9 protein-coding genes are annotated in these 11488 nt (G+C 76.9%); 5 read left to right on the plus strand and 4 right to left on the minus strand.

Going from position 1 to position 11488, the window contains the following annotated elements; all coding sequences use genetic code 11:
* Positions 1–84: 84 nt before the first annotated feature.
* Entirely contained in the window at positions 85–1056 is a 972-nt protein-coding gene (locus ACFVFS_RS08610) for an ArsR/SmtB family transcription factor (protein WP_380621596.1), read from the minus strand.
* A gap of 85 nt (positions 1057–1141) precedes the next feature.
* Here ACFVFS_RS08610 and ACFVFS_RS08615 point away from each other — a divergent pair, with 85 nt between their 5' ends.
* Positions 1142–2218, plus strand: coding sequence for an alpha/beta hydrolase family protein (locus ACFVFS_RS08615; RefSeq protein ID WP_380621598.1), 1077 nt, complete (start codon positions 1142–1144; stop codon positions 2216–2218).
* A gap of 181 nt (positions 2219–2399) precedes the next feature.
* Here the strand turns inward: ACFVFS_RS08615 and ACFVFS_RS08620 are convergent, their stop codons facing one another.
* Together ACFVFS_RS08620 and ACFVFS_RS08625 are read right to left on the minus strand one after the other, a co-directional pair.
* Complete coding sequence (locus ACFVFS_RS08620) at positions 2400–6440, minus strand: tetratricopeptide repeat protein (protein ID WP_380621600.1); 4041 nt, start codon at positions 6438–6440, stop codon at positions 2400–2402.
* Positions 6441–6442: 2 nt separating this feature from the next.
* Complete coding sequence (locus ACFVFS_RS08625) at positions 6443–6850, minus strand: hypothetical protein (protein ID WP_380621602.1); 408 nt, start codon at positions 6848–6850, stop codon at positions 6443–6445.
* Positions 6851–7245: 395 nt separating this feature from the next.
* Between ACFVFS_RS08625 and ACFVFS_RS08630 the strand changes: the two genes are divergently transcribed.
* Entirely contained in the window at positions 7246–7956 is a 711-nt protein-coding gene (locus ACFVFS_RS08630) for a phosphoribosyltransferase (RefSeq protein WP_380621604.1), read from the plus strand.
* A 35-nt stretch (positions 7957–7991) separates the two neighbouring features.
* Here the strand turns inward: ACFVFS_RS08630 and ACFVFS_RS08635 are convergent, their stop codons facing one another.
* Positions 7992–8264 (minus strand): hypothetical protein, encoded by a 273-nt coding sequence (locus tag ACFVFS_RS08635; RefSeq protein ID WP_380621606.1) that lies wholly within the window; start codon positions 8262–8264, stop codon positions 7992–7994.
* Positions 8265–8449: 185 nt separating this feature from the next.
* Between ACFVFS_RS08635 and ACFVFS_RS08640 the strand changes: the two genes are divergently transcribed.
* The 3 genes from ACFVFS_RS08640 (at position 8450) to ACFVFS_RS08650 (ending at position 11457) form a co-directional block, all read left to right on the plus strand.
* Positions 8450–9181 (plus strand): TSUP family transporter, encoded by a 732-nt coding sequence (locus tag ACFVFS_RS08640; RefSeq protein WP_380621608.1) that lies wholly within the window; start codon positions 8450–8452, stop codon positions 9179–9181.
* 146 nt (positions 9182–9327) lie between these two features.
* Positions 9328–9762: a hypothetical protein gene (locus ACFVFS_RS08645; RefSeq protein ID WP_380621610.1), complete on the plus strand. Its 435-nt coding sequence runs from the start codon at positions 9328–9330 to the stop codon at positions 9760–9762.
* Positions 9763–9873: 111 nt separating this feature from the next.
* Complete coding sequence (locus ACFVFS_RS08650) at positions 9874–11457, plus strand: multicopper oxidase family protein (RefSeq protein ID WP_380621612.1); 1584 nt, start codon at positions 9874–9876, stop codon at positions 11455–11457.
* Positions 11458–11488: the final 31 nt, after the last annotated feature.

Here is an 11488-nt window from a genome sequence, read left to right on the forward strand (position 1 = left end):
TCCTCCTCGGTTCGGGCGGTCGTGGAGGAGACGTTCGCGGGCCGCGATCTGTGACACCGGGGGGCGGGAACGGGATCGGCGGTCCTACGGCGGTCCGCCACCCGCGAGCAGCGCGCCGAGCGCCGTGCGCCGGTGGGTGACCGAGCGGCCGGTGCGGGTCGTCGCCGCCAGGCCGGCGGTCCTGAGCGCGGCCGCCTGGGAGGAGGCCGTCGCGTTGCTGACACCGAGGGCGCGGGCGAGGCCGCTCGTCGTCCGGGGCTCGGCGAGGAGGCGCAGCGCGTCGAGCCGGGTGCGGCCCAGGACCGCGGCCAGGGCCTCGGCGGGGGCGGCCGGGTGTCCCGCGACGGGCGGGAGCCCGGGACCGGCCGGGTACGTCAGGACGGCGGGACGGTGCGGGGCGTCGTGGAGCAGGGGGCCGGCCGGGTGGTGGAAGGTCGGCAGCAGGAGCAGGCCGCGCCCGTCGAGGCGGACGTCCCGGGCCGGTGCCGCGCCGGGCCATTCCCACACGCCCTCGCGCAGTCGGCTGCCGGGGGCCAGGCCGGTGAGCGCGGCGGCCGTGCCGTGCTCGGCGGCGGCCAGGGCGTAGCGGGTGAACTCCTCGCGGTGCAGGTCCTGGACGACGGGCCAGACCGGGGCGAGGACGGTCTCGTACGCGGCCCGCTGGGCGTGGCGCAGGGTGCGCCAGGCCGCCCCGTCGTCCGCGTGCAGGTCGCGGATCCAGCGCGGTGCGGGCGCCGCCCCGTAGACGCGCTCCAGTTCGGAGCGGAGGGTGCCGGGGGCGGTGGCGCGGATCCGGTCGAAGCCGTCGGCCAGGGTGTCGCCGAGGACGTCGAGGAAGGACGGCGGGCGGCCCGCGGGGGCCAGGTCGGCGAGCGGGTCGGCGGCGGCCGGCAGGGAGCGCAGGACGCGGCCGCGCCATGCCGCGAACAGCGGCCCGCCAGCGGGCGTCACGGCCGTCGTCAGGGCGGCGTGCAGTTCCTGGAGCGGCACCGGGCGGGGTGCGAAGCGGATCCGGGCGAAGTCCTCCGCGGTGAAGTGGATCCGGAGCGCCCCCACCGTGCACGACCTCCTCGTCCGCGCCAGCCTTTCGGCCGGGGCCTGAACCTTCGCGCCGTGCCGGCCCGGTCCCGAGGATGCCGGTATGACGTCTCGACGCACTCTTCTCCAAGGCACCCTATGCGGGACCGCCGCCGCCCTGCTGCCCTCGGCGGCCGCGTCGGCCTCCGGCGCCGGCCCGCTGCTGCGGCTCCCCGCGCCCGCCGGCCCGTACCCGGTGGGCCTGCGGACGGTCCATCTGACGGACCCCGCCCGTACCGACCCGTGGGCGGGCGGGGTGCGGGAGCTGATGCTGACCGTGCTGTACCCGGCCCGGACGGTGCGCGGCTTCCCCCGGGCCCCGCAGCTCACCCCGGCCGAGGCCCGGGAGTTCGCCGACTACGCGCCGCTCGTCCACCGGGGGCTGCCGGAGCCGGGAACGGTGGACTGGGGCGAGGTCCTCACCCACGGGCACGCCGGCGCGCCGCCGCGGCCCGGTCGGTGGCCGGTGCTGGTGTACTCACCGGGCGGCGGCGACTCCCGCACGCTCGGCACGAGCCTCGCCGAGGACCTGGCGAGCCACGGCCGGGTCGTGGTCCTCGTCGACCACCCCGGTGACGCCTCCCAGGTGGAGCTGCCGACCGGGATGCGGACGACGGTGCTGGTCGGGCCGCCGGACCCGGCGACCTTCCGCACGATGCTGGACACCCGGATCGCGGACCTCAGGGTGGTCCTGGACCGGCTCGGCGGCCTGCCGCTCGCCCCGGTGATGGATCTCGGGCGGATCGGGCTGTACGGGCACTCCGCGGGCGGCACGGCGGTGGTGTACGCGGCGCGCGGCGACCGCCGGGTCGGCGCGGTGGCGAACCTGGAGGGCTACCTCGACCTGGACCCGGCCCCGGTCGGCCCCGACCGGCCGCTGCTGCTGTTCCGTACCGACGGCTTCGAGGGCGCCGCCCGGATCGACTCCTCGTGGGCGTCCGTTCCCGGCCGCCGCGAGCTGCTCGCCGACGCGAACCACTGGGCGTTCACGGACCTCGGCCCGCTCGTCGCGCGGCTCCGGGCCGTCGGTCTCGTCACCGAGCCGGCCCGGGCCGCGCTCATCGGCACCGGCGACGCGGCGGCGACCCTCGCCCGGGTGCGGCGCGGGGTGGGGGCCTTCTTCGCCGGGCACCGGTTGTAGCGGCGGGACGAACGGGCGGTCGGCGCGGCGGCGGCGGCAGAGGAGCAGCGGTACGGCGCCGAGGCCCGAAGCCACCGCTTCCGGACACCTTCCTGGACCCGGCCGCCTACCGGCCCGCCGGCCCGTCCGCCGGAGGGCGTGACGACCCCGAGGGCGTGACGACCCGGCGGCCGGGATGCCGCTACCCGGCCGCGGGACCGGGGCCGTTCGCCGCCAGCCACGCCCGGACGACCGCCGCCTCCCGCGCCATTCCCAGGTTCTGGAGGATGTCCGCCTGCACGTCGAGGACGTTGCAGAGCGGGGAGAGGAACCGCCGGGGCTCGGTCGCCACGAGCCTGCGGTAGATCTCCACCGCCTCGCCCGTGGCCCGCAGCGCCCCGGACAGGTCACGCCGGGCCACCTGGCGGACCCATGCCCAGGCGGCGAGCGAGAGGGCGAGGTCGGCTTCGTGGGCGGCCGGGTCGCGGGCCGCGAGCCGGCGGCGGATCTCCACCGCCTCCGCCGTGACGGCGATCGATTCCTCCCATCGCTTCACCGCTGCCAGGCCCGGCCCGAGGTTGGACAGCGACCGGGCGAGGTCGGGTTCGTGGGCGGCGGGGTTCTCCGTGGTCAGCCGACGGCGGATCGCCACCGCCTCCCGGGCGACGGCGATGGACTCCTCCCACTGCTCCGCCTCCCACAGGCCCGTTCCGAAATCGGTCAGGAAGGTGGCAAAGTCGGGTTCGTGGGCGGCGGGGTTCTCCGCGGTCAGCCGGCGCCAGACCTCCAGGGCCTCCCGGGCGACGGCGACGGCCTCCTCCGTCCGCCCCATGCGCCTCAGGCCGGTTCCGACGTTGGACAGGGAGTGGGCGAGGCCGGGTTCGTGGGCGGCCGGATGGCGGGCCGCGAGCCGGCGCCGGATCTCCACCGCTTCCCCGGCGAGGGCCAGGGCCTCCTCCGGTCGGCCCGACTCCGACAGCAGGGCCCCCAGGTTGGTGAGGGAGTGGGCGAGGCCGGGTTCGTGGGCGGCGGGGTTGGCCGCCGCGAGCCGGCGCCGGATCTGCACTCCCTCGCGGCCGACGGCCAGGGCCTCGGCCGACCGGTCGACGTGCGACAGCAGGACCCCCAGGTTGGACAGCGAGCGGGCGAGGTCGGGTTCGTGGGCGGCGGGGTCGTCCGCCGCGAGCCGGCGCCGGATCCCCACCGCCTCCTCGGTGACGGCCAGGGCCTCCTCCCACCGCCGGCCGTTCGACAGGCCCGCTCCCAGGTTGGTCAGGGCGTTGCCGAGTTCGGGTTCGTGGGCGGCCGGATTGTCGGCCGCCAAGCGGCGGTAGAGCCCGACCGCCTCCTGGGCGGGGCCGAGGGCTTCCTCCCGGCGCCCCGCGTCCGACAGCAGGACACCGAGGCCGGACAGCGCGTGGGCGAGCTCGGGATCGTGCATGGCAGGGTGGCGCGTCGCCAGTCGGCGCCGGATCTGCACGGCCTCCTCGGCGAGGGCCAGGGCCTCCCCCCACCGTCCCGACTCCGACAACCAGGCGCCGAGGTTGGCCAGCGAGCGGGCGAGGCCGGGTTCGTGGGCGGCGGGGTGGCGCGCCGTCAGTCGGCGCCGGACCTTGAGCGCCTGCTCGGCGACGGCCAGGGCCTCCTCCGGCCGGCCCAGCTCCGACAGGTCCACTCCGAGGTTGTTCAGGGAGGCGGCGAACTCGGCTTCGTGGACGGCGGGGTTGTCCGAGGCCAGCCGGCGGTAGAGCTCGACGGACTCCCGGGCCGGGGCGATGGCCTCCTCCCGGCGCCCCACCGCCCCCAACCCGCGCCCGAGATTGGCCAGCGAACGGGCGAGCTCGGGTGCGTAGGCGGCCGGGTTGTCCGCTGCGAGTCGGCGGTAGCGGTCGACCGCCTCCTCGATCGGGGGTACGGATTCCCTCCGGCGTCCGACGTCCGCCAGCAGGACACTGAGGTTGGCCAGTGAGGAGGCGAGGCCCGGCCCGTAGGCGGCGGGATTGGCCGCCGCCAGTCGGCGGTTGACGGCGACCACCTCCTCGGTGACGGTCAGCGCTTCCGGGCGCCGGCCCACCTCCGACAGACCCACGGCGAGACTGCTGAGCGAGAGGACGAGATCGGGTTCGTTGGCCGCCGGGTTGGCCGCCGCCAGCCGGCGGTGCACCGCGGCCGCCTGTTCCAGTACGGCCAGGGCCTCGTCCCGCCTCCCCACTGCCCCGAGCCGGTTTCCCAGGTTGGTCAGCGCGTCGGCGAGGTCGGCCTCGTGGGCGGCGGGGTGGTCCGCCGCCAGCCGGCGGTGGATCTCCACCCCTTCCTCGGCGGCGGCGACGGCCTCGTCCCACCGTCCCACCGCCCGCAGCCGGATGCCGAGCTTGGAGAGCACGCCCGCGAGGTCGGCCTCGTGGGCGGCGGGGTTGGCCGCCGCCAGCCGGCGCCGGATTGCCACCCCCTCCTCGGTGAGCGCCAGGGCCTCCTCCTGCCGGCCCACCTCCGCCAGGCCGATGCCGAGATTCACCAGGGCGTTGGCGAGCCCGGACTCGTGGTCCGGGAGGGTCGCGGCGAGCTCGCGCCAGGTGTGCAGGGCTTCCTGTCCGGCGGCGACGGCTTCGTGGTGAAGTCCGGCCCGGGACTGGCGGATCGCGAGGTCGCCGTGGATGCGGGCACGCGCGAGGGGGTCGCGGGTGGTGGCCAGACGGTGGCGTGCCAGCCGGGCGGTGATGGCGGCGATGCCGATGTCGAGGTCGGTGTGCCGGTCGTCGGGGAACATGAACTCGACGGAGTCCAGCACGGCGATGTCGAGGCTCGCGAGGTCGGCCAGGCGGGTCAGGGCGGCGCTGCCGGCCGTCAGGGCGAGTGAGGGGTGCCGGCGCAGCAGCGGGTCCAGGTGCCGGGCGGTCAGGTGGGGCCAGCGGTGGGCCGCCTCGATGAGGACCGTCAGGGCCTGACGGGTGTAGACCGCCGGCCCGTCGCGCGGGTCCTCGGGCACCAGCAGCGCGGCGGGAGTGGTCACGGTCCAGGGGTCCGTGGCGTAGTACCCGAACTCCTCCTCGTGGCCGGGCAGGGTGAGTGCGAGGTAGTCCTCCCCGAGGCGGTCGGGGGCGAGCGGGTCCAGCGCCAGGCCCGGTTCCGCGGGCGGGTAGCAGCTGCTGTGGTCCTCGACCAGCCGCCCGCCGGCGGCCGTGCTGTCGGCGGCACCGGCGCGCACCAGGGCCGCCGCGGCGTCGGCGGGGGGCAGGCCGCCCGCGAGGGTGGCCACGTACACGGCCCGGCCCATGGTCCGCGCGGTGGTGGGCAGCGGACCGCGGCCCTGGTCGTGGAAGGACTGCCAGTGATCGTGTTCGCGGTCCAGCAGGTAGGAGGAGAGGCTCGCCTGGCCGCTGCCCGCCGGGGGCTTCCGGCCGCGGGCGGCGGCGTCCACGTCGACCAGGGCGCGCATGTGGACGGTCAGGGTGAGCGCGAACGCCTTGTCGTCGAGATCGCCGGGTACGCCGATCCCGGCGGGGTCCGCGGGGGCGAGGATCTCCGCGAACCGGTCGCGTGCCGCGGTGTACATGGCGGCCCGCGTCCCCGGGGTGTCCGGGAGCCCTTCGAGCGGGAGGGCGGCGGTGTCGTGGACGTCGAGCTTCGCGAGCTGGTGGGCCAGGCCCTGCCACCAGACACCGGCGGGGCGTGCCAGCAGCAGGATCCGCAGCCGGTCGCGGGCGGCCTCCCGGTGCTGGCGCACCAGGGTGATCAGGTCCTCCAGCGGCCAGCGCTCGGCGTAGTCCACGACCAGGACCAGGCCCGGGGCCCGTACGGTCAGGCTCTGGTCACCGCTCCCGGCCGAGGCGACCTCGCTGCGGTGGCGGGCCAGCGCGACCGCCCATCCGGCGCCGCTGGAGCGCGCGGCGAACTCGGCGGCCAGCCGGGTCTTGCCCGACCCGCCCTCGGCGTGCACCAGGCGTACCGACAGCCCCGGCGCCGCGTCGTCGCGCCAGGCCTCCAGGAGCGCCAGCTCCGGCCGGGGCAGGAAGGGGACCACCTGGTGGCGGGCGGTCAGCAGGCGGCTGGGCACGCGCGCCAGCCCGGCGGGCGGTGTGGCCGGTGCGGCGAGCGGGAAGGGCTCCACCCGGTACGGCGGGGTGCCGCGGTAGATGTAGTTGTACTGGTCCCCGTGCTGGACGGCGTTCACGTGCCCGCCACCGGTGGCCGTGATGATCTGCGTGTACACCACGCCGTCGGGTGGGCCCGCCGGTGTGCCCACGGTCAGCTCTCCGTGCCCGGGCCCACCGGACCCGTCGGGGGCCGGGTGCCCGCGGAGTCCATGTACTGGTTGTACTGGGTGCCGTGCTGGACGACGTTCAGCGTGCTGTGGTCACGGGAGACGTTGTGCTGCACCCACTGCTGCCGGGCCGCCGGCAGTGCCGCCTGCAACCTGGCCAGCTCCTCCTGCAACTCCTCGAAGGCCGCGGGGTGTGCGGCCAGGAACGCCTCCAGCTCCAGCCGCCACTGCCCGACGACCAGCTCGCGGGCACGATCGGCGTCCGGGCCCCGGGCGACGAGCGCGGCGCTGGCGTCGAGCCGTGCCTCGATGTCGGCACGCGACCCGGGGCTGCGGCGGTGGACGAGCGCCGTGACGCCGTCGCGGACGGCTCCCCAGGCGTCAGTGGCCATCGCGGCCACGATCGTCGTCGCTCCGGACATGGCCAAGGTCACGATGTCCTGCTGTATCACGAACGCCCCCCACGGCGACATGTCCTGCTGAACGAAGCGGGATCAGGATGGCCGAGTCCGTCCACGGCGTTCACCTGCCCGGGAGCCTTGTGACACATTCGTTGCAGTACTGCGGGGCGGGCGGCCGCGGCCGGGGCGCGAGGTCCGCTCCGACCGGTGGTATCCCGGAGTAGTCGCCGCCGGTCACCCGCGCCGTCGGCGGGAACCGGGAACGGGGCGCTGACCAGGCGCCTCGCGCGCTCCGCTCGGAGTCCGCCGGATGGCCGTGACGACGGTGTGTGCCGACGGTTCCGCGCGGGTAGGCGCGCAAGTGGCGGGGGTGGTGGTCGGCGGCCGTGGGCCGAACCGGCCCGCCCGGCGGCGACGAGGAGGAGGCCGTGACCGCGCTGTTCACCGACCGCAGGGACGCCGGGCGGAGGTTGGCCCGGCGGGCGGGCGACTGCCTGCGCGGGGGCGCGGGGGAGGATGCGGTGGTCGTCGGGCTGGCGCCGGGCGGGGTGGCGGTCGCGGCCGAGGTCGCCCGTGAGCTGGCCGTTCCGCTGGACGTGGTCGTGGCCCGGCCGCTCAACGCGCCCGGCAACGGGACCCCGCTCGGGGCGCTGGCCGAGGAGGAGCCGCCGGTGCTGGACCGGCGGGTGATGCGGGGGCTCGGGCTGGGGGTGGAGGACCTGGAGGCCGAGGTGACCCACCAGCGGGTGGAGCTGCACCGGCTGGAGAAGCTGTACCGGGACCGCAGGCCGCCCGTTCCGTTGGACGGCCGGACGGTGGTGCTGGTCACCGACGGCGTGGTGCACGGGCCGGTCGTCCCGGCCGTGGTGCACGCGCTGCGCGGGCACGGTCCGGGCCGGCTGGTGCTGGCCGCGCCGGTCTGCGACGCCCGGTCGGCGGAGGGGCTGCGCCGGGTGGTCGACGTCCTGCTCTGCCTGCGCGAGGCCACCTATCTGCACGCGGTGGGCCCCTGGTACGCGGACTTCCGGGACGTCACCGACCGTGAGGTGGCGGTCCTGCTGCGCCGGCAGCAGCCGGCGGTGCGCGGCCCGGGCTGAGCCGCCGAGGGGTGGGTTCGGCCGCGGGGGCGGGTTCAGATGCCGGTGGCCGGGAGCAGCAGCAGGCGCTCGGGGTCGAAGGGCATCCAGGCGGGGGCCTCGCCCCGCCCCACCGTCCGGACGCGGCACCAGGCCGCCCCACCGGTCGGGCGCCACCAGGCGTTGATCCGGCCCACCGCCCAGCTGCCGTCGGCCCGGTTGATCTGGACCGGCTGGTAGGCCGGTTCGACCTCGTGCTCCGGTGGCTGCCATCCGGGCGCGTCGGCCGGGCGGGTTGCGGCGGTGTGCCGCCGGGAACCGTCTGCCATGTCTCCCCCTTCGCTGCGGGCCGTCGGGTCGACTCTACAGGTGTGTAGTAGTTCGTGGGGGTCCGATGGGGGAAATTCGGTCGAGCGGGCGCAGCCGGGCGCGTACGGTCCGGTGCCGCGCGGGAGTCCGGGGTTCCGGCGCGGCGCCCGGCCGCGCGCTCGGGGCCGCAGACAGGGGGCACGGGGTGGCCGCGGGCTGGGGAGGGGCGGTGCTGCTGGGCCTGGTGGTCTTGGCCGGCTCGTCGGTGCAGCGGCTGGCGGGCGTCGGCTTCGCACTCGTCGCGGGACCGGCGCTGATCCTGCTGCTGGGGCCGGGCGAGGGCGTGACGCTGTCCAACTGCGCGGCCGGGGCGATCAGCGCCGTAGGGTTGGCCACCGGTTGGCGGCAGGTGCGGCTCGCCCGGATGCTGCCGCTGATCGGCGCGGCCGCCTGCACCGTCCCGCTGGGTGCCCTGGTCGCCGACCGGGTGCCCTCGCCGGCCCTGCTGATCGGCATCGGAGCGCTGGTCGCCGCCGCCGCGCTGCTGGTGATCCGGGGCGTGCGGGCCGCCGGGCTGCGCGGCGTGCGGGGCGCGCTGGCGGCTGGCGCGGCCAGCGGCTTCATGAACTCCGCCGCCGGGGTGGGCGGACCGGCCGTCTCCCTCTACGCCGTGAACACGGGCTGGAGCGCCCGGGAGTTCGTGCCCAACGCGCAGTTCTACGGGGTGGCCGTCAACCTCTTCTCGCTCGCGGCCAAGGGGGCCCCGCACCTGGCGGCGCCTGCGTGGTCGGCGGTGGCGGCCGGGATCATGTGCGGTGCGGGGGTCGGCAAGGCGCTGGCGGATCGGGTGGCGGAGCGCCGCGCCCGGGCCGTGGTGCTGGGCCTGGCGCTGGCCGGCGGCCTGGCCACCCTCGGCAAGGGGCTCTGGGAGCTCTGACCGCACCGGCCGCCGACGGCCGCCGACGGCCGGAGGTGGCGGCGGGCCGGTCGGCCGGCCCGGGGGACGCGAACGGGTCCGGCGCGTCGGGGAGCTGAGGGAGCGCTTACCGGTTCCATATACCGGGCCCGGGTATAGTCGCCGACATGTGTCCGGACGCCGCCCCGCCCTCCCGCGACCCGCGTCGCCGCGGGGCCGGGGCGGCGCTCGTCCTCCTCCTGCTGACCGCCCTCGGGCTGATCGGCCATCACACCCTGCCGGCCGGCGTCACCCCGGCCCCGCACGCCGCCATGGCCACCACGGCGACGGCGGCCGATGCCCACCAGCACCCCGGCACGGCCGCGGCCGGCCGCCGCTCGGCACCCGTCGCCGGGCACCCGGCCCAGGCCTGCGCCGAGCACCGGGTCTGCTCCTCGACGGTGCCCGCGCGCGGCGTCCTGCTCGACGCCCCGCCGCCGGCCGGCCTCGCCGCCGCGACCGCCGCCGAACCGGCCTCGCACCGCCCGGCGACCGCGCCCGGCATCCCGTGGCCGGGCGCGCCCCCACCGGACCTCGACCTCCTCTCGATCTCGCGCAGATAGGCGCCCCACGGCGGCCGGGAGCGGCACCGCACGCCCCCGCCGCCGGCCAGCCCTGTCCACCGGCACGGCCGAGCGGGCCGCTGCCGACGCGCACTCATCCGAGAGACCCCGATGCCCGAATTCACCGTCAACCGCCGTTCCCTGCTGCTCGCGGGCCTGGGCGCCGCCGGCTCCGGCCTGCTCGCCGCCTGTTCGGACGCGGCCGGCACACCGCCGCTCGTCGACCCGTCCGCCAGTGCCGTCGCCGAGGCGGAGGCCAAGCGGCGCGGCACCGGCCGCGAGCGCCCGGTCACCGTCACCGCGACGGCCGACACCGTCGAGCTGGGCGGCGGGACCACCGCCCGGACCTGGACCTTCGGCGCCCTGCCGGGCACCGCCGTCCGCACCACGGCCGGCGACACCCTGGTCGCCACCCTGAACAACCACCTGCCCGCGCCGACCTCCCTGCACTGGCACGGCCTCGCGCTGCGCAACGACATGGACGGCGTGCCGCCGGTCACCATGCAGCCGGTGGCCCCCGGCGCGAGCTTCACCTACCGCTTCGTCACCGACCGGCCGGGCACCTACTGGTTCCACCCGCACGTCGGCGTCCAGCTCGACCGCGGGCTGTACGCACCGCTGATCGTCGAGGACCCGCAGGAGCCGCTGGGCTACGACGAGGAGTGGGTGGTCGTCCTCGACGACTGGCTGGACGGTGTGACCGGCACCCCCGACGAGGCGTTCGCCGAACTCCGCAAGGGCATGGGCGGCGGCGGCCACGACATGAGCGGCATGGGGGGCATGGGCGGCCACGACATGGGCGCGATGGGCGGCGGCCCGACGCCGGGCGCGGGCGCCGGCACGCCCGGGCAGCCGTCGTCGTTCATGCTCATGGGCGCCACCAGCGACCTGCTCGGCGGCGACGCCGGCGACGTCCGCTACCCGCACCACCTGGTGAACGGCCGGATCGCCGCCGACCCCGAGGTGTACCGGTCCACGCCGGGGCGCCGGGTGCGGCTGCGGATCGTCAACGCGGGCGGCGACACCGCCTACCGCCTCGCCCTCGGCGGCCACCGGCTGACCGTCACCCACACCGACGGCTACCCGGTGCGGCACGAGGAGGTGGACGCCCTGCTGATCGGCATGGGCGAGCGCTACGACGTCCTGGTCACCCTCCAGGACGGCGTCTTCCCGCTGACCGCGCTGGCCGAGGGCAAGGACGCCGCCGGCCGGGCCCTGGTCCGCACCGGCGCGGGCGAGGCACCGGCCGTGACCGTCCGCCCCGCGGAGCTGAACGGCCGGTTGGGGGCCGCCGACGGGCTGCGGGCCGCGGACGAGGTCCGGCTGGCGGCCCGCACGCCCGACCGCACCCACCGGATCGAGCTGACCGGCGGCATGGCCCGCTACGACTGGGCGCTGAACGGCCGGCCGTTCGACATGGCGGACCCGACCGCCCGCGCGTTCCTCGTCGGCGGCGGCGAGCGGGTCCGGCTGGAGTTCGTCAACCGGACGGAGATGTGGCACCCCATGCACCTGCACGGCCACACCTTCCAGCTCGGTGAGCAGGGGCCGCGCAAGGACACCGTGATCGTGCTGCCCGGCCGGACGGTGACCTGCGACTTCGACGCCGACAACCCCGGCCGGTGGATGACGCACTGCCACAACGCCTACCACGGCGAGGCCGGGATGATGGGCCTGGTCGCCTACCGGGCCTGAGCCCGGTCCCGGGCGGCGGGCCGCACCGGCC

Origin of the sequence: Kitasatospora sp. NPDC057692 (assembly GCF_042799475.1) — a bacterium.
Lineage (GTDB): Bacteria > Actinomycetota > Actinomycetes > Streptomycetales > Streptomycetaceae > Kitasatospora.